Origin of the sequence: Streptomyces sp. ME02-8801-2C (assembly GCF_033793965.1) — a bacterium.
Classification (GTDB): domain Bacteria; phylum Actinomycetota; class Actinomycetes; order Streptomycetales; family Streptomycetaceae; genus Streptomyces.
On the sequence record NZ_JARAXP010000001.1, the window covers coordinates 419,897 to 442,753 of the forward strand.

Annotated in this window: 17 protein-coding genes, 2 rRNA genes and 1 pseudogene (1 of these 20 running past the window's edge); 11 read left to right on the top strand and 9 right to left on the bottom strand. The window is 68.2% G+C overall.

Going from position 1 to position 22,857, the window contains the following annotated elements:
- Positions 1-26: 26 nt before the first annotated feature.
- Complete coding sequence (locus PV396_RS01930) at positions 27-545, top strand: histidine phosphatase family protein (protein ID WP_319199804.1); 519 nt, start codon at positions 27-29, stop codon at positions 543-545.
- A gap of 56 nt (positions 546-601) precedes the next feature.
- Here PV396_RS01930 and serB read toward each other — a convergent pair whose 3' ends face one another.
- Both serB and PV396_RS01940 read right to left on the bottom strand, forming a co-directional pair.
- Positions 602-1,804, bottom strand: a complete 1,203-nt coding sequence (gene serB / locus PV396_RS01935) for a phosphoserine phosphatase SerB (RefSeq protein ID WP_319199805.1) — start codon at positions 1,802-1,804, stop codon at positions 602-604.
- A 942-nt stretch (positions 1,805-2,746) separates the two neighbouring features.
- Positions 2,747-4,639 (bottom strand): annotated as a pseudogene (locus tag PV396_RS01940) (streptophobe family protein); the annotation flags it as partial.
- Positions 4,640-4,880: 241 nt separating this feature from the next.
- Between PV396_RS01940 and PV396_RS01945 the strand changes: the two are divergent.
- A complete protein-coding gene (locus PV396_RS01945; RefSeq protein ID WP_319199806.1) occupies positions 4,881-7,412 on the top strand; it encodes an FHA domain-containing protein in 2,532 nt (843 codons plus the stop codon).
- A gap of 84 nt (positions 7,413-7,496) precedes the next feature.
- Here PV396_RS01945 and PV396_RS01950 read toward each other — a convergent pair whose 3' ends face one another.
- The 3 genes from PV396_RS01950 to PV396_RS01960 all read right to left on the bottom strand — a co-directional run bounded on the left by PV396_RS01950 (position 7,497) and on the right by PV396_RS01960 (position 10,359).
- A complete protein-coding gene (locus PV396_RS01950) occupies positions 7,497-8,279 on the bottom strand; it encodes a transglycosylase SLT domain-containing protein (protein WP_319199807.1) in 783 nt (260 codons plus the stop codon).
- 320 nt (positions 8,280-8,599) lie between these two features.
- Positions 8,600-9,667 carry an S-adenosylmethionine:tRNA ribosyltransferase-isomerase gene (locus PV396_RS01955; protein ID WP_319199808.1) on the bottom strand — a complete coding sequence of 356 codons (1,068 nt, stop codon included), beginning with the start codon at positions 9,665-9,667 and terminating at the stop codon, positions 8,600-8,602.
- On the bottom strand, positions 9,664-10,359 hold the full coding sequence (locus tag PV396_RS01960) for an SDR family NAD(P)-dependent oxidoreductase (protein ID WP_319199809.1): 696 nt from the start codon (positions 10,357-10,359) through the stop codon (positions 9,664-9,666). Before PV396_RS01960 ends, PV396_RS01955 begins: the two co-directional genes overlap by 4 nt.
- 185 nt (positions 10,360-10,544) lie before the next feature.
- Here PV396_RS01960 and PV396_RS01965 point away from each other — a divergent pair, with 185 nt between their 5' ends.
- The 3 genes from PV396_RS01965 to chpE all read left to right on the top strand — a co-directional run bounded on the left by PV396_RS01965 (position 10,545) and on the right by chpE (position 12,717).
- Positions 10,545-11,690, top strand: a complete 1,146-nt coding sequence (locus PV396_RS01965; protein ID WP_319199810.1) for a GAF domain-containing sensor histidine kinase — start codon at positions 10,545-10,547, stop codon at positions 11,688-11,690.
- The gene (locus PV396_RS01970; protein ID WP_319199811.1) at positions 11,683-12,324 is read left to right on the top strand and encodes a response regulator transcription factor; all 642 of its coding nucleotides are present in this window, start codon (positions 11,683-11,685) and stop codon (positions 12,322-12,324) included. The genes PV396_RS01965 and PV396_RS01970 overlap by 8 nt, the downstream gene beginning before the upstream one ends.
- A gap of 147 nt (positions 12,325-12,471) precedes the next feature.
- The gene (chpE, locus tag PV396_RS01975; protein WP_319199812.1) at positions 12,472-12,717 is read left to right on the top strand and encodes a chaplin ChpE; all 246 of its coding nucleotides are present in this window, start codon (positions 12,472-12,474) and stop codon (positions 12,715-12,717) included.
- A gap of 209 nt (positions 12,718-12,926) precedes the next feature.
- On the opposite strand, the gene PV396_RS01980 is transcribed toward chpE, so the two are convergent.
- On the bottom strand, positions 12,927-13,709 hold the full coding sequence (locus tag PV396_RS01980; protein ID WP_319199813.1) for a hypothetical protein: 783 nt from the start codon (positions 13,707-13,709) through the stop codon (positions 12,927-12,929).
- 130 nt (positions 13,710-13,839) lie between these two features.
- Between PV396_RS01980 and PV396_RS01985 the strand changes: the two genes are divergently transcribed.
- The 3 genes from PV396_RS01985 (at position 13,840) to PV396_RS01995 (ending at position 16,266) form a co-directional block, all read left to right on the top strand.
- Positions 13,840-14,631 (top strand): ABC transporter ATP-binding protein, encoded by a 792-nt coding sequence (locus PV396_RS01985; RefSeq protein WP_319199814.1) that lies wholly within the window; start codon positions 13,840-13,842, stop codon positions 14,629-14,631.
- Positions 14,632-14,737: 106 nt separating this feature from the next.
- Entirely contained in the window at positions 14,738-15,169 is a 432-nt protein-coding gene (locus tag PV396_RS01990; RefSeq protein ID WP_319199815.1) for an NfeD family protein, read from the top strand.
- Between the two features lie 146 nt (positions 15,170-15,315).
- Positions 15,316-16,266 carry an SPFH domain-containing protein gene (locus PV396_RS01995; RefSeq protein WP_319199816.1) on the top strand — a complete coding sequence of 317 codons (951 nt, stop codon included), beginning with the start codon at positions 15,316-15,318 and terminating at the stop codon, positions 16,264-16,266.
- 116 nt (positions 16,267-16,382) lie between these two features.
- Here the strand turns inward: PV396_RS01995 and PV396_RS02000 are convergent, their stop codons facing one another.
- The 3 genes from PV396_RS02000 to PV396_RS02010 all read right to left on the bottom strand — a co-directional run bounded on the left by PV396_RS02000 (position 16,383) and on the right by PV396_RS02010 (position 18,405).
- Entirely contained in the window at positions 16,383-16,889 is a 507-nt protein-coding gene (locus PV396_RS02000; protein WP_319199817.1) for an HNH endonuclease, read from the bottom strand.
- A gap of 144 nt (positions 16,890-17,033) precedes the next feature.
- Positions 17,034-17,573 (bottom strand): YbhB/YbcL family Raf kinase inhibitor-like protein, encoded by a 540-nt coding sequence (locus PV396_RS02005; protein WP_319199818.1) that lies wholly within the window; start codon positions 17,571-17,573, stop codon positions 17,034-17,036.
- Positions 17,574-17,622: 49 nt separating this feature from the next.
- Positions 17,623-18,405 (bottom strand): sporulation protein, encoded by a 783-nt coding sequence (locus PV396_RS02010; protein WP_319199819.1) that lies wholly within the window; start codon positions 18,403-18,405, stop codon positions 17,623-17,625.
- Between the two features lie 146 nt (positions 18,406-18,551).
- Here PV396_RS02010 and PV396_RS02015 point away from each other — a divergent pair, with 146 nt between their 5' ends.
- The 3 genes from PV396_RS02015 to PV396_RS02025 form a co-directional block, all read left to right on the top strand.
- A complete protein-coding gene (locus tag PV396_RS02015; RefSeq protein ID WP_319199820.1) occupies positions 18,552-19,193 on the top strand; it encodes a DNA-3-methyladenine glycosylase in 642 nt (213 codons plus the stop codon).
- A gap of 547 nt (positions 19,194-19,740) precedes the next feature.
- Positions 19,741-21,266 (top strand): 16S ribosomal RNA (locus PV396_RS02020).
- Positions 21,267-21,579: 313 nt separating this feature from the next.
- Positions 21,580-22,857 (top strand): 23S ribosomal RNA (locus PV396_RS02025); it runs 1,597 nt beyond the window's last position.
- The 16S and 23S rRNA genes sit together here, the layout of an rRNA operon.

Here is a 22,857-nt window from a genome sequence, read left to right on the forward strand (position 1 = left end):
GCGTGTTTCATGCGAAGCTGGATGCCATGAGCGTCGCAGAACCCCGCAGGATCGTCCTCTTCCGGCATGCGAAGGCCGACTGGCCCCAGGTGACCGATCACGAGCGGCCGCTCGCTGATCGGGGCCGCAAGGACGCCGCTGTCGCCGGGCGCAAGCTGGCCGACACCGGCATCCCCTTCGGCCTGGCCCTCTGCTCCACCGCCACCCGGACCCGCGAGACCTGGAAACTGGCGGTCCAGGAACTCCCGCAACGGCCGAAGACCGTCTATGAGGAGCGGATCTACGAAGCCTCACCGGGCGAACTCATCGCCCTGCTCAACGAAACCCCGGACGACACCCAGAACGTGGTCCTGATCGGCCACAACCCAGGAGTGCAGGCACTCACCGACATCCTGGCCGAAGAGTCCGAGAGCGACTCCCGCACCAGGCTCACCCGACGAGGCTTCCCCGCGGCGGCCTTCGCGACCCTGTCCTTCACAGGCTCCTGGAAGGGCCTGGAGCCGAAGACGGCGACACTGCTCGACTTCTGGGCACCGACGGAGTAGCACCGGGGCCTGGTGCCGACCGGCGGCACCAGGCCTGCCACCCGCAACCCAGAAAACTACTCCTGGGTGTCCGCCGCCTCGACCTCTTCGCGGGTGACCCCCAGCAGATACAGCACGGTGTCCAGGAAGGGGAAGTTCACCGCGGTGTGCGCGGCCTCCCGCACGACCGGCTTGGCGTTGAAGGCGACACCGAGCCCCGCCGCGTTCAGCATGTCCAGGTCGTTCGCCCCGTCGCCGATCGCCACGGTCTGATCCAGCGGCACCCCCGCCTCCGCCGCGAACCGCCGCAGTAGCCGAGCCTTGCCTGCCCGGTCCACGATCTCGCCGACGACCTTGCCCGTCAGCTTCCCGTCGACGATCTCCAATGTGTTGGCCTGGGCGAAGTCCAGCCCGAGCCGCTCCTTCAGATCGTCGGTGACCTGGGTGAACCCACCCGAGACGACACCCACTTCGAAGCCGAGCCGCTTCAGCGTACGGATCAGCGTGCGCGCACCCGGAGTGAGCCGGACCTCGCTGCGCACCTTGTCCACCACCGACGCGTCGAGCCCCTTGAGCAGCGCCACCCGCGCGTGCAGCGACTGCTCGAAGTCCAGCTCCCCGCGCATCGCGGCGGCGGTCACCTGGGCGACCTCGTCCTCACAGCCCGCGTGCGCGGCGAAGAGCTCGATCACCTCGTCCTGGATGAGCGTGGAGTCCACATCCATGACGACCAGCCGCTGTGCCCGCCGGTGCAGCCCCGCCGCGACGACCGCGACATCGACACCGAGTGCCGCCGCGTCGGTGACCAGGGCGGTGCGCAACTGCTCGGTCGCGACACCGGAGACGGCGAACTCGACCGCCGTCACGGGGTACTTGGCGAGCCGGAAGATACGGTCGATGTTGCCGCCGGTCCTGGTGATCCGCGCGGCGATCGCGGCAGTCGACGCGGCGGTCAGCGGATGCCCGAGCACAGTGACGAGCGAACGTCCGAGCCCACGCGGCCGGTTGTCACCGAGCCCGGAGATGATCTCCGCCTGCATCTTCATGGACTCCGCCCAGCTGTGGACGGTGGCCCGCAGATCGCCTTCGAGCCCGGCAGGCGGCTGCGTCACGAGCGCGCACAGCACCATGCGGCCACGCGTGACGACCTGCTCGATGTCGACCACGTCAACGGAGTAGGCGGCAAGTGTGTCGAACAGACCGGCGGTGATGCCCGGCCTGTCCTTGCCGAAGATTTTGACGAGAAGGGTGGGTACGTCAGCGGTCTGCGTAGCGTTCATGGTGTTTCCACCGTATCCGGCACCCAGTGCCTTCCGCGCACGCGGTCCGACTGACGGACAGGGAACAGTACGTTTCGCCCGGGTGGCGAGCAGCTTACGCGCAGGTCAGCGCCGCCCCTTGGGCGTGCCGGGCGGCGGGGGCGGAGGCGGCGGCGGGGGAGGAGTCCGCTTCTGGGGCTCGGATCCCGATGACCCGCCCCTGCGCCATCCGGGCCGCCGCGGCGGCGGGGAGAGGGGCCTGGCCATGGTCGGCAGCCCGTACAGGTTCTCGGGCGGCGACTCCTCGTCCCCCGAACCACGCCCGTCACCCGACCCGCCACCTTCCCCCGAACCACGCCCGTCAGCCGGGCCACCGCCTTTGCCCGAGCCCTGCTGCCCGCCCGACCCACCGTCGGCGGCCGGCCCACGCCGCCCGCCGGAGCCACCCGGCTCGCCGGGGTCGGTGCTCCGCCCGGAGCTGCCGTCTGTGCCTGGCGCGCGTCGTCGGTCGGGGCCGCTGGGCTCGCCGGGGTCGGTGCTCCGCCCGGAGCTGCCGTCTGTGCCTGGCGCGCGTCGTCGGTCGGGGCCGCTGGGCTCGCCGGGGCCGGAGCTCCATCCCGAGCTGCTACCTGTGCCTGGCCCGCCTCGTCCGTCGGCGCCGCCCGGCTCACCCGGGCCGCCGCCCCATCCACGAGAACGGTCACCCGGCCCCGGCCCACTAGCCCCGCCGGAACCGGCCCACTCGGGCGCGCTGCTCCCATCGGGCGACCGCGCCCCCGTACGCGGGGGATCGGGCGCCCACCCACCCTCGTACGGCTGTCGCCCCTCAGGACTCCAACCGCTCTCCCGCGACTGCTCGGCTCCGGACCCCGCGCCGGCACCCGGCCCGCCCCCATACGGCTGCCCCCACCCGGCCGGTCGCGCGTCCTCGGGTTCCGAGAGGCCCTCGGGCAGCCGTAGGTACGGATTGGTCTCGCGGTTGGGCGGCCGGTAGGGCGAGCTGGGAACGTACGGGCCGGGGTGCGGCCCGCCGCCACCGACCTGCTCCGGACGAACGCCGTACCTCCCTTCCTCGTCCGCCACGCCTGGCACCCCGCCGCTTCCCGCCGTCCCCCGCGCACCGGCCCCCGAACTCGGCACTCCACCCGCTCCCGCTGGTCCAGGCGTTCCGCCCGCCGAGCCTGGTCCCCAGCCTGTTCCCACCGCACCAGGCGCTCCGCCCGCAGAACTCGGCCCCCAGCCTGTTTCCACTGGTCCAGGCGTCCCACCCTCGGAACCGGGCCCCCAGTCCGCCCTCACCGGCCCAGGCGCCCCACCCGCAGATCCCGGCCCCCAGCCTGCCCCCACCAGCGCAGGCGCTCCGCCCGCCACCCCGCCCGCCATACCCCCCTCTGCCCCACCCGGCCCCGCCGGCCCGGCCCACGCGTCACCCAGTGCCAACGGGACCGCCCGCCACCCCGCCGCCCCGCTCGCGTACGCCAGTAGGGCGCCCAACGCTCCCGTGCCCGCGCCCCACAGGGCACCCAGCAGCAGGGCCGCGATCAGTTGCCCGTGCAGTTCGATTCCGGCGCCGAACGCGTCGAAGCCCAGTACCGAGATCGAGGCGTCCACGGACACCTCCGCCAGCCAGGCGAGCAGCGGCAACGCCACCGCGGTCACCGCCCCCAGCCGTAGCGCGCAGCGGCCGGCGAAACGCAGGGCACCCGGGTCCCGTACGGCGAGAGGCACCCACCCCTTGACGTCGGCGGAGCCGACCCCGCGTGCCAGTGGTGTCCGTGCCGCCGTCAGGATGCCCGCGAGCAGCATCATCAAGGCCGCCGCGACCCCCAGCAGCCATACCCGGCTGTCCAGTTCGGCCAGCCGGCCGAGGCTCACCGACTGGTCGTCCGGCGAGCTGAGCAGCCGGTCAAGGGGATCCGGCAGGAAGTTCACCAGCACCCCGGACGCGCTGCCGTCGTACGGGACGAACAGACCGATCGGGATGCCGAGCCAGACGCCGTTGGGCGCGCCGAGCAGGGCCGCGCCCGCGATGCGTTTGGGGTGGGCGTCGTCGATCGCCGCGTACGCGGCCGCCGCGAGTCCCGCGGCCACCGCCACCAGAGCGACGGTGACGAATGCGGACACCGCCGGACGGACGACGCGATGGACGGCCTCCCAACCGCGCGGCAGGGGAGTACGGCGGGACGCCAGAAGCGCGATCGTCAGGACCGCGGCCGCCCACACCAGGCCGCCGAGCAGAGTGGGGACGGTGTCGACGGTGAAGCCGACCGCTGCCTTCGCGCCGATCAGGTCGCCGACCCGGTCGGGCAGCAGCCCCCCGATGTCACCGACCCCGGGGATCTCGATGCCCCCGCCGCCGCCTCCGCCCGTACCCGGCAGATCGTCGAGGCCCAGGCTGCCGCCGTCGATCGTGATGACGTCGTGTCCGGCCCACGCCAGCCCGCCCAGGGTCGCCACGAAGAAGGCGACCATCGTGCCCGCGCGCGCGAGGAGTTCGGACGGGGAGATCACAACTCCCGCCCCGCGCAGGGACCGTAGGAAGAACCACGACAGAAGCAGCGCACCCACCAGGCCGACGCCCAGTGGCGCGATCTCGATGGCGGTGGCCGCCTCCGCCCCTTGCAGGCCGAAGGCCGACACATCACCGGACGGTGTGACCGAACCACCAGCCCCAAGCGCCACGACCGCCGCGGTCATCGGCCCCAGCGAGGCCGTGGAGTCCGCCTCCAGCAGATGCAGTCCGAGCGCCGCCGTTCCCGCCATTCCGATCAACGCCCAGCTCACGGCGACGATCGCGGAGAGCGCCACGTCCCCCCGCGGCGGCCTACGGTCCCGCTCGGATGTCCCGATGTTCATCGTCGGCCCCCCGATCCGCGCGGCGGCGTCCACCGCGCGTGTCCCCCTCGCGTGGGATTACCACTCTCCGGGCCTGTCTCCACCCCGTCAACGGCGCGTCGCTGTCCGCTTTTACGCCCCGCGCGCAAGGCCCGACTTTCGGTCAGGGGACTGAGCCTGAAATAGTTCCCCACGATGTTCGACATCCCTAGACTCCCCGTGTTGGGGCAGATATTCGGGGGACAACACAGTGGGGCATGGAGTGCCGGAACTCGTACTGGAATTGAACGGACGGACCTGGACGCTCGATTCGTCCAGGCCCTACACCCTCGGACGCGATCCGCAGGGTGACATCGTGCTCGATGACGCCAGGGTCTCCTGGCGGCACGCCACGATCAGCTGGGGCGGCCGGAGCTGGGCCATCGAGGACCACGGCAGCACCAACGGCACCTTCGTGCAGGGGCAGCGCGTCCACCAGATGGAGGTCGGGCCGGGCTCGGCCGTCCATCTCGGCAACGCGACCGACGGCCCGCGGCTGAATCTCTCCAGCGGCGCCGCCTCGGTCGCGACACCGCAGGTGGCACAGGTTCAGCAACAGCCGTTCGCGGCCCAGGGCGCGAGCCCCGGCTGGGCACAGCAGCCCCAGCAGCAGGCGCCGGAACAGGGCTGGCCGCGGCCCGAGCCGCAGCAGCACGCCGCCGCGATCCCGCAGCAGCAGAGCCCCGGACCGGGCGCGGCAGGCCCGGGCGCGGGCGCGCCGCCGGTGTACGGCGACCGCAGCCCGACCACCTTCCACCAGCTGCTCCTCGGCCGCGTGATGCGCATCGGCCGCGCGCTGGAGAACGACCTGGTCGTCTCCGACCTCCAGGTCTCGCGCCACCACGCCGAGTTCCACGCGACCCCCGACAGCCGCTTCGAGATCCGCGACCTGGGCTCGCACAACGGCACGTACGTCAACGGCATGCCGATCGCCAAGGGCGGCACCGCCCTGCTCGGCCCGAACGACATCGTCGGCGTCGGCCACTCCACGTTCCGGCTGGTCGGCGACCATCTCGAGGAGTTCGTCGACACCGGTGAGATCTCCTTCTCGGCCCGCCATCTGACGGTCACCGTGGACGGCGGCAAGCAGATCCTCAAGGACGTCTCCTTCGGCGTCCCGGAGAAGTCGCTGATCGCGGTCATCGGCCCGTCCGGCTCCGGCAAGTCGACGCTCCTGAAGGCGCTCACCGGCTACCGGCCCGCCAACCAGGGCGACGTCCTCTACGACAACCGCAACCTGTACAAGCAGTTCGCCGAGCTGCGCCAGCGCATCGGTCTGGTCCCGCAGGACGACATCCTGCACAAGGAACTGACCGTCAAGAAGGCCCTCAAGTACGCGGCCAAACTGCGCTTCCCCGCCGACACCACGACGCAGGAGCGCGAGCACCGTATCGACGAGGTGCTGCGCGAGCTGAAGCTCGACATCCACAAGGAGAAGAAGGTCACCTCCCTCTCCGGCGGCCAGCGCAAGCGCGTCTCGGTGGCCCTGGAGCTCCTCACCAAGCCGTCGCTGATCTTCCTGGACGAGCCGACCTCCGGCCTCGACCCGGGCATGGACAGAGATGTCATGCAGTTGCTGCGCGGCCTCGCCGACGACGGCCGTACGGTCCTGGTCGTCACCCACTCCGTGGCCGAACTGGCCCTGTGTGACAAGCTCCTGGTGATGGCGCCGGGCGGCGCGGTGGCGTACTTCGGCCCGCCCGAGGAGGCCCTGAACTTCTTCGGCTACGACTCCTGGGCCGATGTCTTCTCCGCCTTCGAGAACTACCGCGACTACGACTGGGCCGGACGCTGGAAGGGCTCGCAGCACTACCAGATGTACGCCGCGGACATCGACGCCGTAGCCCCGCAGTCCGTAGACATGCCCAGCGCGCAGGCCATGCGCCCGCCCAAGCCGCAGGGCTGGGGCTCCCAGCTGATGACCCTGATCCGGCGCTACGCGGCGGTCATCGTCTCCGACAAGGGCTTCCTGGCGCTGACGGTGATCCTGCCGGCCGTCCTCGGCGCGGTCAGCCTGCTCATCGACCCGGACAACAGCCTCCTGCCCAACCCCCCGCGCAAGAACGGCACCATCGTGCCCAACGGCACCGCCACCACGGTGCTCCTGATCCTCGCGGTCGGTGCCTGCTTCGCCGGCGCCGCGAACTCGGTCCGCGAACTGATCAAGGAACGGGTCATCTACGAACGGGAGCGCGCGACCGGCCTGTCACGCTCGGCGTATCTGATGTCCAAGGTGATCGTCCTCGGCCTCATCACGGTCCTGCAGGGCCTCATGGTCGGCGCGATCGGCTTCTCCAGCCGGACGATCCCGGACGAGGGCGTGATCTTCGGCAAGCTCGTGCTGCTCGAGCTCTCCATCCCGATCATGGCGCTCGGCTTCTCCTCGATGATGTTCGGCCTGGTCATCTCGTCGCTGGTGAAGACGTCCGAGAAGACCATGCCGCTGCTCGTCATGTTCGCGATCATCCAGGTCGTGTTCACCGGCTGCCTGTTCATCCTGCACGGCAGCATGGGCGTCAACGAGTTCTCGTATCTGATGCCGTCCCGCTGGGCGGTCGCCGCCGCCGGCGCCACGCTGGACTTCAACAAGATCAGCCCGAACGTCGACGACCCTTCCAACACGGACCCCCTCTGGGACCACACGGCCGCTGCCTGGGGCATGGACATGGTCGCCCTGATCGCCCTCGGCGTGATCTGCGGCTTCTTCGTGGCCCGCTTCCTGCGCCGCCACGAGCCCGAGGTCATGCGCAAGTGACCACGGCCGTACGACGGTGAAGGGCGGCACCCCGGTGGGGGTGCCGCCCTTTCGCCCTGTACGAGTCAGAGGTCCGCGCAAGCCTCAGTACGCGCCGTTGACGTTGTCGATCGAGCCGTACCTGTCGGCCGCGTAGTTGGCGGCGGCCGTGATGTTGGCGACCGGGTCGTAGATGCTCGTCGAGGTACCGGAGACGTGGTACGCGTTGAAGGTCGGCTGGATGACCTGGAGCAGACCGATCGACGGGGTGCCGTTCTGGGCGTTGATGTCCCAGCCGTTCACGGCGTTCGGGTTGCCCGTGGACTCCCGCATGATGTTGCGGTACAGGCCGTTGTAGGAACCCGGGATGCCCTTGCGGCCCATGATGTCGAGGGCCTCGCGGATCCAGCCGTCGAGGTTGTTCGCGTACGACTTCTTGGCGGCCTTCCTGAGCGCGGCACGCTTGGCGGACCGGCTCGCGGCCTCCCTCGCCTTGCGCTCCTTGGCCGCCTTCGCCGCGGCCTTCTTCTTTGCGGCCTTCTTCTTCGCGGCCTTCTTGGCGGCAGCCTTCTTCGCCGCGGCCTTCTTCGCTGCGGCCTTCTTGGCGGCAGCGGCGTCGGCCGCCTTCTTCTTCGCGGCGGCGGCCTCGGCCTTGACGGTCGCGCCGGCCAGCTGGTCGGTGATGCTCGCCTTCACGTCCCTGACCTGCTCCTGGCTGAACACCACGGGAGCGGTGGTGACGGCCTCGGAGGCGGGCCGGGTGTCGCCGCTCGGTACGAGGGTGAACGCGAGGGCGGCGGCGCTGAGCGTGGCGGCACCGGCGATCGCGAGCTTGCGGGTCCTGGCCGACGTACGACTACGACCAGAAGTGGCGGTGTTCTCGGGCATGGCGGATGGACCTCTTCGAATAGCGCGGAGGTCGCTCGATGTCCGGGGACAGGGGTGCTTCCGGCACAAACGCCGCGGGCGGAACCCGCGGCGCTGAGCGACGGCTGCCATTCTTAGCGGCCGCAAAATAATGTGGCAAAGGTGTGACGTACTACGAGGGGTAGTGGATCCAGGAAGGGCAAAATAGGACAGATCGGAGCGTCTTTCCCGCTCACCCAGTGGACGTTTGTCTCCTATGGCCCCTAGTAAGTGATGTGCGCCCTATGTTCGGGGTCACATGCGTCGACCGTTCGCCTCACTGCTGGTTGCGAGAGCAATGCTCAGTGTGAGGCGCTGCTGCGCGCCTCCCCCGGAAGAAGGAGGTGTACGTCCCCGAACTCGTGCCACAGATACCGCTCACGCAACGCCTCCTCGTACCCCCGGTCGATCGCCGCCCGTCCCGCGACCGCCTCCAGCATCAGAAGATGCGAGGCCTCCGGCTCGTGCAGCCCCGTCAGCAGTCCGTCGACCACCTGTACCCCGCGCTCGGGCGTCACCACCAGGTCCGTCCAGCCGCCGGCCGCCCGGACCACACCCGCCGGCCCGGCCGCGGACTCCACGGCCCGCACCGCCGTCGTACCGACCGCCACGACCCGCCCACCCCCGGCCCGCACGGCGTTGATCAGCCGCGCCGAGGACTCAGGCACCGCGAATCGCTCCGGATACGGCGGCTCGTGCGCCTCCGCGGACGCGACCCCGGTGTGCAGCCTGACAGGCGCGAACTGCACACCCCGGCTCACCAGCTGCGCCACCAGCCGCGCGGTGAAGGGCCGCGCGGCACTCGGCATCTCCGCGCTGCCCGCCCCGTCGCGGGACGGCAGCGCGAACACCGTCTGATATACGGACAACGGCTGATCGCGTTCCGTGTAGGAGTACCGGATGGGCCGCCCGTGCTCCCGCAGAAGAGACAGCACCTGCCCGTCCACCCGCGCCCACCACAGTCGGGGGCCGCGCACGCTCAGCGGCTCCTCCATGACCAGCTCCGAGCCGCCGGGCAACCGCACCACCGTCCCCGCGGCCCCGCCCGCACGCGCGCGCGTGGAGCCCGTCCCGTCGGGATCCCGCAGCTCGACGGCCCATCGCCCGTCGTCCCCGAGCGTCGAGAAATGCACCACCACGCGCGCGTACCCGACCCACCCGTCCACAGCGGCGGCCAACGTCGACGACGTGTTGACGACCAGCAGATCCCCCGCCCGCAACTGCCGGGGCAACTCCGAGAACGCGTGATGTGTCACCGCCGTCCCCCGCGACACCAGCAGCCTCACGGCGTCCCGGTCCAGCCCCGGCCCCCGCTGCTCGGCGGGCACCCGCGCCGACAGCTCCTCCGGCACCCGCACGGCCAGCGTCATCGCCCCTCCACCAGGGACGGCGCCGAGTACCGCCCGCTCGCCGGCCGCTCGTCCAGCAGCCGCAGAAACGCGGGTACGACACTGCCGGGCGCCGGCCGCGGCTCAGCGTCTCCAGGCACGGCCGCCGCGTACAGATCCGTCCCCATGTCACCGGGATCGACCGCCCAGACCCGCAAGCCCGGCTCCTCCTCCCCGAGCACCGCCGCCAGCTGGTCGAGCGCCGCCTTGGACGCCCCGTAGCCGCCCCACGTCTCGTACGCCTCGGCCGCCGCATCCGAACTCACGGCGATCACCGCCCCGGCCGCAGCCCCCCTGAGCAGCGGCAACGCCTCCTGAACCAGCCCCAGCGCGGCCACCACGTTCACCTCGAGAGCCCGCCGCAGCCCCTCCAGGGGCAGCTCCTCCAGCCGTACGAGCGGTTCGGCGCCCAACGCGCTCGCGTTGCTCACCAGGAGATCGAGGCCACCCAGCTTCTGCGCGGCCGACGCCAGCCCGGCGCGGTGACCGGCGTCCGTGACATCGCCGGCAAGGGCCTCCACCCGCCCTCCGTACGCACCGAGCGCCTCCGCGGTGGCGTGCAGCACCTCCGGGGTCCTGGCATCCAGGACGAGATCCCAGCCCCGTTGCGCCAGCGCCGAGGCGAGCGCCCGCCCCAGCCCCTTGGAAGCCCCCGTGATGATCGCTACCGGCATGACAACCTGTCCCCTCGTCCCCGGCTGCCGAAGTGGCAGCACACCCAACGTAGGAACGGGACCCTCCCGGCCGCCTCGTCCAAGGGCCGCAATACGGCGGGGCCCTTCGCCCTAGGCCCTTCGTCGCAGGCGGGGCCGCCACAGGTCGGATACGCACTGTCACACCCCGCCGGTACCGTGAGGGCATGAGTCAAGGACCCCGGTCCGGCCTGGCCGCGGTGAGCGCCGCGCTGCTGGCCATGAGCAGGCACCTCGAGGTGCGCGACGTCCTCAAGACGATCGTCGCCTCCGCCAGAGAGCTGCTCGACGCGCAGTACGCGGCGCTGGGCGTCCCGGACGACCACGGCGGCTTCGCCCAGTTCGTGGTCGACGGGGTCAGCGACGCCCAGTGGAAGGCCATCGGCCCGCTCCCGCGCCAGCACGGCATCCTCGCCGCGATGCTGCACGAGGCCCGCCCCGAACGCCTGGCCGACGTCCGCAAGGACCCGCGCTTCGAAGGCTGGCCCGCCGCCCACCCCGACATGTCCGACTTCCTCGGCCTGCCGATCCGGGACGGCGAGGAGGTACTGGGCGCACTGTTCCTGGCCAACAAGAACTGCGCGAAGTCCTCCGGAGACTGCGGCTTCACCGAGGACGACGAGGAGCTCCTCTCCATCCTGGCCCAGCACGCGGCGATCGCCCTGACCAACGCCCGCCTCTACGAACGCAGCCGCGAACTGACCATCGTCGAGGAACGCTCCCGACTCGCCCACGAACTGCACGACGCGGTCAGCCAGAAACTGTTCTCCCTGCGCCTGACCGCCCAGGCCGCCACCACCCTGGTGGACCGCGACCCCGCCCGCGCCAAGGGCGAACTGCAACAGGTGGCCGCGCTGGCCGCGGAAGCGGCCGACGAACTGCGCGCGGCGGTCGTGGAGCTGCGCCCCACGGGCCTGGACGAGGACGGTCTGATCGCCACGCTGCGCACCCACGTCCAGGTCCTCGACCGCGCGCACTCCGCGCGCGTGACCTTCGACAGTCGCGGGGTCCGCGCCCTGCCGGCGGCCCAGGAGGAGGCGCTGCTCAGGGTCGCCCAGGAGGCCCTGCACAACGCCCTGCGACACTCCGGGGCCGCCCTGGTGGAGGTGACCCTGACAAAGCGAGGACCGGGCGCCGCCCTGCGTGTCACCGACGACGGCAGCGGCTTCGACCCGACGGCGGTCCGCAGCGCCGGACGCCACCTGGGACTGGTCTCCATGCGGGACCGGGCGAGCGGCGTCGGCGGCAGCCTGGACGTGGAATCGGCGCCCGGAAAGGGCACCACGATCGAGATGGAGGTCCCCGGTGGCTGACGCAATCAGGGTGCTGCTGGTCGACGACCACCAGGTGGTCCGGCGGGGCCTGCGCACGTTCCTCGAAGTGCAGGACGACATCGAGGTCGTGGGCGAGGCGTCGGACGGCGCCGAGGGAGTCGACCGCGCGCAGGAACTGAAACCCGACATCGTCCTCATGGACGTCAAGATGCCGGGGATGGACGGCGTCGAGGCGCTGCGCAGACTCCGTGAACTCGACAACCCCGCGCGCGTGCTGATCGTCACGAGCTTCACCGAGCAGCGCACGGTGATCCCGGCCCTCCGCGCGGGCGCCGCCGGTTACGTCTACAAGGACATCGACCCGGACGCCCTCGCCGGCGCCATCCGCTCCGTCCACGCCGGACACATCCTGCTCCAGCCCGAGGTCGCCGGCGCGCTGCTGACCCAGGAGGAGACCCACTCGGGCCAGGGGAGGGGCGGCTCGCTCACCGAGCGGGAACGGGAGGTGCTGACCTTGATCGCGGACGGCCGGTCGAACCGGGAGATAGCCCGAGCCCTGGTGCTGTCCGAGAAGACGGTCAAGACACACGTCTCGAACATCCTGATGAAACTCGACCTGGCGGACCGCACCCAGGCGGCGTTGTGGGCGGTACGTCACGGTGTGACCGGATGACCGGCAATTCGGAACGTTCCCTTCCGGGCTGAGATTCATACCGTCGTGGGAATGTCCCCCAGATGGCGCATCCTTCGTGGATTTCCGGCGTTCTTCAGTGCGTGCCGCGGCGACCTGCCGCGGTGAACGCAAAGGGAGGGCACAGACATGAAGAACCTGAAGAAGGCCGCCGCCGTGACGATGGTGGCGGGCAGCCTGGTCGCCGCCGGCGCCGGTTTCGCCTCCGCCACCGAGGGCGCGCACGCCAACGGCCAGGCCGTCGGCTCGCCCGGCGTCGCCTCGGGCAACCTCGTCCAGGCCCCGGTGCACATCCCGGTGAACGTGGTGGGCAACAGCGTCAACGTCATCGGCGTGCTGAACCCCGCCTTCGGCAACCTCGGCCTCAACCACTGAGGACCTGACCTCCGGCCTCCTGGGTACGCCCGGGAGGCCGGTCGGGGCAACCGTCGTGGCCGGAGCAGGTATTTCAGCGCCGGTCCAGGCATCTCAGCCCGTCCGGCGTTTGAGGACAAGGCCCGTTCAGGGCCGAAGCGGGGGCCTGGGGGCGGCAGCCCCCAGCGACGCCCACACCAACAGCCCCGCACCGCACAACACAACAAACCTCACCGCACCCCCCGCTCCACCACAACGGAGTTGTACGCCGCGACCTGCGCCCGCCGAGCCGTCCGCTCCACCGGCCGCAACGCCTCCGCCCGAGCCGCGATCTCCGATGCGCTCACCGCCCCGCCGGGCCCGTTCTCGGACGCCACCGAGACCAGCAGCCCCACGCGCTGCGCCAGCTCCAGCACCCGTACAGCCCGTGGCGGATACCCCGGCGCCAACACCTCGCGCCCCCGCTCCGCCCGCGCCCGGTACGCGTCGATCGCCGCCTCCGCGACCGGCCCCGACCCGGCGAGGTCCAGCCGGGACAACAGTGCCGTCGCGTCCCGCAGCGCCTCCGCGAGCTCCCGCTCGGCCTCCCCGAGGGACGGCACATCGGCGGGCGGCGCCTCCCGTACCGGCAGACAGTGCCAGACGACCTCGACGTGCACGTCCCCGGCAGGCCCGGCCTCGTACACCTCAGGCACCAGCCCCAGCGCGGCGCCCTCGCAGAGCACCGCCTCCTCCGCCTCCAGCGCCCGCGTGTTGAACTCGGGGGGCCCGCTCAGCCCGAGCGGATGCCCGGGTGCCGGCAGGGCGATCCGCAGTCCGGACGCGCCGAGCGCCCGCAGCCGCCCCAGCGCGAGCGTGAGACCGACGGGCGCCGACTCACCGGGCAGCCCCTCGACCCGGTGCACCGCGTCCTCCCCGATGACGGCCGTCACCGCGTCGTCCGGCGAAACAAGTCCGGCCAAAAGGGCATTTCCCCATGCGGCCAGTCGTCCTGAGCGTGGTTCCGAGAGCATGCCCCCACCCTAAGGACCGACCGAGGGGCGGGACCGGGCGACCGGTGGCGTAGATTTCGTGGGGGGCTGCGCCCACGGGCGCACACGATTCGTGAGACTGGCCGACACTGCATTGGGAGACAACCCGCTCATGAGCGATGTTCTGGAGCTGGAGGACGTATCCGTGGTCCGCGAGGGCCGGGCTCTGGTGGACCAGGTCTCCTGGTCGGTCAAGGAGGGCGAGCGCTGGGTCATCCTCGGCCCGAACGGCGCCGGGAAGACCACCCTCCTGAACCTCGCTTCCAGCTACCTCTTCCCCAGCCAGGGCACGGCCAGCATCCTCGGCGAGACCCTCGGCAAGGTCGACGTCTTCGACCTGCGCCCGCGCATCGGCATGGCCGGCATCGCCATGGCGGACAAGCTCCCCAAGCGCCAGACCGTGCTGCAGACGGTACTGACCGCCGCGTACGGCATGACGGCCGGCTGGCAGGAGGAGTACGAGGACATCGACGAGCAGCGCGCCCGCGCCTTCCTCGACCGCCTCGGCATGAGCGACTACCTCGACCGCCGCTTCGGCACCCTCTCCGAGGGCGAACGCAAGCGGACCCTGATCGCCCGCGCGCTGATGACCGACCCCGAGCTGTTGCTCCTCGACGAGCCCGCCGCCGGCCTCGACCTCGGCGGCCGTGAGGACCTCGTACGCCGTCTCGGCCGTCTCGCCCGCGACCCGATCGCCCCCTCCATGATCATGGTCACGCACCATGTCGAGGAGATCGCCCCGGGCTTCACCCACGTGCTGATGATCCGCCAGGGCAAGGTGCTCGCCGCCGGCCCCCTGGAGCTCGAACTCACCTCCCGCAACCTGTCGTTGTGCTTCGGCCTGCCCCTCGTCGTCGAACAGGTCGGCGAACGGTGGACCGCTCAGGGCCTCTCGATGTCCTGACACCACACGAACCACCCTGAGGAACGACTGGAACAACTGGAAGAAGCCTGTGCCAAGTTGATCGGCGTACTGTCGGTGACCAGGCCCGCGGACCTACCATGACGGTGTGAACGACATCGACGCATGGGTGTGGTGGCTCGTCGGCGCGGTGGCGCTGGGTATCCCGCTCGTCGTGACCGCGATGCCGGAACTCGGCATGCTCGCGGTGGGCGCGCTGGCCGCTGCCGGCGCGGCGGGACTCGGCGCCGGAGTCGTCGTCCAGGTGCTCGTGTTCGCCGTAGTGTCGACCGCGCTCATCGCCGTCGTACGGCCCATCGCGACCCGGCACCGCGCCGACCGGCCCCGACTCCTGTCCGGAATCGACGCGTTGAAGGGCAAACAGGCCGTCGTCCTGGAACGCGTCGACGGTTCCGGTGGCCGGATCAAGCTCGCCGGAGAGGTCTGGTCGGCCCGCTCCCTGGACACCCAACTCGCTTACGAAGTAGGCCAGGAGGTGGACGTCGTCGAGATCGAGGGGGCCACGGCGATCGTCATGTGACCTCGCACGACGTAAGTGAACGGAACGTCCACGGGGCAGCCGACGGTCTGTCACACTCGTCCAGCAAGATCTTCACAAGCAAGATCTTCAACAGGCATACGATCTTTCCGTAAGCGCCAAGGCGGAGAAGGGTACGGGGAGCCACGATGGAACCCATCATCATCGTCCTGATCATTCTGGTGGTGTTGGTCTTCATCGCCCTGATCAAGACCATCCAGGTCATTCCACAGGCGAGCGCCGCCATCGTGGAGCGGTTCGGCCGCTACACGCGGACACTCAACGCGGGCCTGAACATCGTCGTCCCGTTCATCGACACCATCCGCAACCGCATCGACCTCCGCGAGCAGGTCGTGCCGTTCCCGCCGCAGCCGGTGATCACCCAGGACAACCTGGTCGTCAACATCGACACCGTCATCTACTACCAGGTGACGGACGCGCGCGCGGCGACGTACGAGGTCGCCAGCTACATCCAGGCCATCGAGCAGCTCACCGTCACCACCCTCCGCAACATCATCGGTGGCATGGACCTGGAGCGGACCCTGACCTCCCGCGAGGAGATCAACGCAGCCCTGCGCGGAGTGCTCGACGAGGCCACCGGCAAGTGGGGTATCCGCGTCAACCGCGTCGAGCTGAAGGCGATCGAGCCGCCGACCTCCATCCAGGACTCGATGGAGAAGCAGATGCGCGCCGACCGTGACAAGCGCGCCGCGATCCTCACCGCCGAAGGTATCCGCCAGTCCCAGATCCTCACGGCGGAAGGTGAGAAGCAGTCCGCGATCCTGCGCGCCGAAGGTGAGGCCAAGGCGGCCGCCCTGCGCGCCGAGGGCGAGGCCCAGGCCGTCCGTACGGTCTTCGAGGCCATCCACGCCGGCGACCCGGACCAGAAGCTTCTCTCCTACCAGTACCTCCAGATGCTCCCGAAGATCGCCGAGGGCGACGCCAACAAGCTCTGGATCGTCCCCAGCGAAATCGGCGACGCCCTCAAGGGCCTCTCCGGCGCCATGGGCAACTTCGGTAACCTGGGCGGCGGTTCGGGCGGCGGAGGCAACACGGGCGGCGGCTCGGAACGCCGAGAGAAGCCGTCCATCACTGATTGACGTACGGCTACCCCCGCGCCCCGCCCAGGGGCGCGGGGAACTGCGCGACAAGCCACCAGCAACCCGCAGCGAACGAAACAACCAGTGGACCCCGAACAAGCTCGACCGGCACAAACCTACGCAGCCGGCTGAGCCAGCCACTCCGGCAGCGCCTCGAAGTCCTCCTGCCCCAAAGCCAAAAGCATCGCGTCCGCGGGCGACGGCTCGAACGGCAGCCGCAACAGCGGCATCCCCGCCTGCTCCGGAGTCCGCGCCGCCTTGCGGTGGTTGTCCTCCGCGCACGACGCGACGGTGTTCAGCCAGGAGTCCTGCCCGCCCTGCGCCCGCGGCACCACGTGGTCCACGGTCGTCGCCCGCCGACCGCAGTACGCGCACCTGTGCCGGTCCCGGACCAGCACACCGCGCCTCGACCACGGTGCTTGTCTTCGGAACGGCACCCGGACGTAGCGGCAGAGCCTGATCACCCGCGGCGCCGGTATGTCGACAGCGGCTCCACGCATACGGATCTCGGGGTGGGCCTGCTCGACAACAGCCTTGTCCTGCAGCACCAGAACGACGGCTCGGTTCAACGTCACCGTCGACAGCGGCTCGAAGCTCGCGTTCAGCACCAGCGTGTCTCGCATCCAGCCCACCTCCTATGCTCACCGGCCCACCGCCTGGCGGGCTTGGATCAACTCTGGCCGGGCACGCCGAGATGGACAACGCAATAAAAAATGCCCGCCTCTGATCACTTCCATGACCAGAGGCGGGCAAACGTTCAATGAACGTCAGTCTTCGGCGGGAACCTCGTACTCGGCGACGAGTTGGGCCCGCGCGAGCGTGTGGAACCGCAGGTTGAACCCGACGACCGCGGGCGACGCGTCCGCGTCCGGACCCAACTTCTCCTGATCCACGGCGTACACCGTGAACACATACCGGTGCGGGCCGTCCCCGGCCGGCGGCGCCGCACCGCCGAAGTCCTTGGTGCCGTAGTCGTTGCGCGCCTGGACCACACCGTCCGGCAGCCCCTCGAACTTGTCACTGCCCGCACCTGTCGGCAACTCGGTCACCGAGGCCGGGATGTCGAACGCGACCCAGTGCCAGAACCCGCTGCCCGTAGGCGCGTCCGGGTCGTAGCAGGTCACGGCGAAGCTCTTGGTCTCCGGCGGGAACCCCTCCCACCGCAGCTGCGGCGAGGTGTTGCCAGCTGCGTAGACCTGAGCGTCCTTGAGGGTCGAACCCGCCTCGACATCCTCACTCGTGACCGTGAACGACGGCACGGGCGGATGGAAGTCGTGCGGCAGCGGCGGCCTCTTGAGTTCGGTCACCTCGGTACCTCCTGGTGGGATCGGTTGTCCTTGCGGCCTTCTCCGGCCACTAGAACCAGTTGCGCTTGCTGCCGACCTCGGCCAGCCACTGGTTCAGGTACGCGGCCCAGTCCGTCCCCTGGTAGTCGTGCAGCCCCACCTGGAACGAGCGGAAGGTGTCACTGCCCTCGCTGAACAGCCCCGGCTTCTTGTCCATCTCCAGCACGACGTCCATCGAGTGCTCGTCGGCGACGAAGGTCAACTCGACCTGGTTCAGGCCCCGGTACTGCGCCGGCGGGAAGAACTCGATCTCCTGGTAGAAGGGGAGCTTCTGCCGGGTACCGCGGACGTGGCCGCGCTCCATGTCCGCGTTCTTGAAGCGGAAGCCCAACTGGATGAAGGCGTCCAGGATCGCCTTCTGCGCGGGCAACGGGTGCACGTTGATGGGGTCCAGGTCACCGGAGTCGATGGCACGGGCGATCGCCAGCTCGGTGGTCACGCCGATGTGCATCCCGCGCAGCGGCTGGCCGTCGATCATCGTGATCGGCGTCTCCCAGGGGATCTCCAGCCCGAACGGCACGACATGCACAGCTCCGGCCTGTACCTCGAAGGCGCCGCCCAGCCGTACCTTCGTGAACTCGACGTCCTGCTTGTACTCCTGGTCGCCGCCCTCGACCTCGACCTTGGCCTGAAGCCCGACCGACAGCCCCTCGATCTGCTGGTTGACGGAACCGCCCTGGATTCGTACCTCACCCTGGACCACACCACCCGGAACGACGTTGACCTCCGTCAACACCGTCTCGACCGAGGCCCCGCCGGCACCCAGGCTCGCGAGCAGCTTCTTGAACGCCATGTCTCTCCTTCTCCAGCGATCCTTAGCGATCCCTTGATCCTTAGAAACGCGATCCGGCCGTGGCCGGTTCCGCTCTCACCCTGGCAAGGCGGACGCCTCCTGGCCACCCCGTTCACCCGGACACGCCTGCACTACGCTCGGACGGCATGATCGCGCCCGCTGACCGTACGCCCCTCCCCAGGGAGTTCTTCGACCGGCCGGTCCTGGAGGTCGCCCCGGATCTCCTGGGTCGAATCCTCGTACGGACCTCCCCGGAAGGTCCGATCGAACTGCGCCTCACCGAGGTGGAGGCGTACGACGGCCCGAACGACCCCGGCTCCCACGCCTATCGGGGCCCCACGCCCCGCAACAGCGTGATGTTCGGTCCGCCCGGTCATGTGTACGTCTACTTCACCTACGGCATGTGGCACTGCATGAACCTGGTGTGCGGCCCCGAGGGCACGGCGAGCGGGGTCCTGCTCCGCGCCGGCGAGATCATCGAGGGCGCCGACCTCGCCCACAAACGTCGAATTTCGGCCCGAAACGGCAACGAACTGGCCAAAGGGCCGGCCCGCCTGGCCACGGCCCTGGGCGTGGACAGAGCACTCGACGGTACGGACGCCTGCGCAGTCGGGGCCGCGCCGATCACGGTCCTGACGGGCACCCCCGTCGGCCCGGGCCAGGTGAGCAGTGGTCCGCGCACCGGTGTGGCCGGCGACGGAGGCGTCCACCCCTGGCGCTTCTGGATCACCAACGACCCTACGGTGAGCCCGTATCGGGCCCATGCGCCCCGTCTTCGCTCAACTTGACGCGCCCTTGGGGGGTCCGTAATGTAGCCCGAGCCGCTTGAACCGGGTACGGCGATCGCCTGCAGCCGGAAGTGGCCAACCCACTACCTACAACTCCCTCTCAGCGGGGGCAATTTCGGCGTGCCTGCATGCTGAATTGCGAACGCGAGGAACTCGATTATGAGTTACCGAGAGAATCGGCTAACGTAGTGAATGTCGAAAGGCCGACAGGCGAAAGCTGAAAAGCCCGAGACGAGCCCGCCGACAGGGAATCGGATCAGAAAATGATCTGATAGAGTCGGAAACGCAAGACAGCAAGAACCGAAGGGAAACTGCCCGGAGGAAAGCCTGAGAGAGTCTCTTGGGTGAGTACGAAGGAAGCGTCCGTTCCTTGAGAACTCAACAGCGTGCCAAAAATCAACGCCAGATATGTTGATACCCCGGCTCACAGAATGTTCTGTGGGTTCGAGGTTCCTTTGAAGTAAACACAGCGAGGACGCTGTGAACGGTCGGGCTTATTCCGCCTGACTGTTCCGCTCTCGTGGTGTGACCCGATTACGGGTTGACATTCACGGAGAGTTTGATCCTGGCTCAGGACGAACGCTGGCGGCGTGCTTAACACATGCAAGTCGAACGATGAAGCCTTTCGGGGTGGATTAGTGGCGAACGGGTGAGTAACACGTGGGCAATCTGCCCTGCACTCTGGGACAAGCCCTGGAAACGGGGTCTAATACCGGATAATACCTTCCCTCGCATGGGGGTGGGTTCAAAGCTCCGGCGGTGCAGGATGAGCCCGCGGCCTATCAGCTTGTTGGTGAGGTAGTGGCTCACCAAGGCGACGACGGGTAGCCGGCCTGAGAGGGCGACCGGCCACACTGGGACTGAGACACGGCCCAGACTCCTACGGGAGGCAGCAGTGGGGAATATTGCACAATGGGCGAAAGCCTGATGCAGCGACGCCGCGTGAGGGATGACGGCCTTCGGGTTGTAAACCTCTTTCAGCAGGGAAGAAGCGCAAGTGACGGTACCTGCAGAAGAAGCGCCGGCTAACTACGTGCCAGCAGCCGCGGTAATACGTAGGGCGCAAGCGTTGTCCGGAATTATTGGGCGTAAAGAGCTCGTAGGCGGTCTGTCGCGTCGGATGTGAAAGCCCGGGGCTTAACCCCGGGTCTGCATTCGATACGGGCAGACTAGAGTGTGGTAGGGGAGATCGGAATTCCTGGTGTAGCGGTGAAATGCGCAGATATCAGGAGGAACACCGGTGGCGAAGGCGGATCTCTGGGCCATTACTGACGCTGAGGAGCGAAAGCGTGGGGAGCGAACAGGATTAGATACCCTGGTAGTCCACGCCGTAAACGGTGGGAACTAGGTGTTGGCGACATTCCACGTCGTCGGTGCCGCAGCTAACGCATTAAGTTCCCCGCCTGGGGAGTACGGCCGCAAGGCTAAAACTCAAAGGAATTGACGGGGGCCCGCACAAGCAGCGGAGCATGTGGCTTAATTCGACGCAACGCGAAGAACCTTACCAAGGCTTGACATACACCGGAAACATCCAGAGATGGGTGCCCCCTTGTGGTCGGTGTACAGGTGGTGCATGGCTGTCGTCAGCTCGTGTCGTGAGATGTTGGGTTAAGTCCCGCAACGAGCGCAACCCTTGTTCTGTGTTGCCAGCATGCCCTTCGGGGTGATGGGGACTCACAGGAGACTGCCGGGGTCAACTCGGAGGAAGGTGGGGACGACGTCAAGTCATCATGCCCCTTATGTCTTGGGCTGCACACGTGCTACAATGGCCGGTACAATGAGCTGCGATGCCGTGAGGCGGAGCGAATCTCAAAAAGCCGGTCTCAGTTCGGATTGGGGTCTGCAACTCGACCCCATGAAGTCGGAGTTGCTAGTAATCGCAGATCAGCATTGCTGCGGTGAATACGTTCCCGGGCCTTGTACACACCGCCCGTCACGTCACGAAAGTCGGTAACACCCGAAGCCGGTGGCCCAACCCCTTGTGGGAGGGAGCTGTCGAAGGTGGGACTGGCGATTGGGACGAAGTCGTAACAAGGTAGCCGTACCGGAAGGTGCGGCTGGATCACCTCCTTTCTAAGGAGCACTTCTTGGCCGGCAGACTTGTCTGACGGTCCAGAGGCCAGTACATCGGCGAATGTCCGGTGCTGGTTGCTCATGGGTGGAACGTTGATTATTCGGCCGGTTTCACGGGTCGGAGGCTGCAAGTACTGCTCTCGCAAGAGGGCGTGGAAAGCATGATCTCCGGACGGGGACTGGTCGGGCACGCTGTTGGGTGTCTGAGGGAATGAACCCCCTCGATGCCGACCCCGGTAAAAATCTGCTTCGGCGGGTTGTGACGGGTGGTTGGTCGTTGTTTGAGAACTGCACAGTGGACGCGAGCATCTGTGGCCAAGTTTTTAAGGGCGCACGGTGGATGCCTTGGCACCAGGAACCGATGAAGGACGTGGGAGGCCACGATAGTCCCCGGGGAGTCGTCAACCAGGCTTTGATCCGGGGGTTTCCGAATGGGGAAACCCGGCAGTCGTCATGGGCTGTCACCCACATCTGAACACATAGGGTGTGTGGAGGGAACGCGGGGAAGTGAAACATCTCAGTACCCGCAGGAAGAGAAAACAACCGTGATTCCGGGAGTAGTGGCGAGCGAAACCGGATGAGGCCAAACCGTATACGTGTGAGACCCGGCAGGGGTTGCGTGTGCGGGGTTGTGGGATCTCTCTTTCACAGTCTGCCGGCTGTGAGACGAGTCAGAAACCGTTGATGTAGGCGAAGGACATGCGAAAGGTCCGGCGTAGAGGGTAAGACCCCCGTAGTCGAAACATCAGCGGCTCGTTTGAGAGACACCCAAGTAGCACGGGGCCCGAGAAATCCCGTGTGAATCTGGCGGGACCACCCGTTAAGCCTAAATATTCCCTGGTGACCGATAGCGGATAGTACCGTGAGGGAATGGTGAAAAGTACCGCGGGAGCGGAGTGAAATAGTACCTGAAACCGTGTGCCTACAAGCCGTGGGAGCGTCGCGCATCAAGTTTACTTGGTGCGTCGTGACTGCGTGCCTTTTGAAGAATGAGCCTGCGAGTTTGCGGTGTGTTGCGAGGTTAACCCGTGTGGGGAAGCCGTAGCGAAAGCGAGTCCGAATAGGGCGGTATAGTAGCGCGCTCAAGACCCGAAGCGGAGTGATCTAGCCATGGGCAGGTTGAAGCGGAGGTAAGACTTCGTGGAGGACCGAACCCACCAGGGTTGAAAACCTGGGGGATGACCTGTGGTTAGGGGTGAAAGGCCAATCAAACTCCGTGATAGCTGGTTCTCCCCGAAATGCATTTAGGTGCAGCGTCGTGTGTTTCTTGCCGGAGGTAGAGCACTGGATAGGCGATGGGCCCTACCGGGTTACTGACCTTAGCCAAACTCCGAATGCCGGTAAGTGAGAGCGCGGCAGTGAGACTGTGGGGGATAAGCTCCATGGTCGAGAGGGAAACAGCCCAGAGCATCGACTAAGGCCCCTAAGCGTACGCTAAGTGGGAAAGGATGTGGAGTCGCAGAGACAACCAGGAGGTTGGCTTAGAAGCAGCCACCCTTGAAAGAGTGCGTAATAGCTCACTGGTCTAGTGATTCCGCGCCGACAATGTAGCGGGGCTCAAGCGTACCGCCGAAGTCGTGTCATTGCAGCA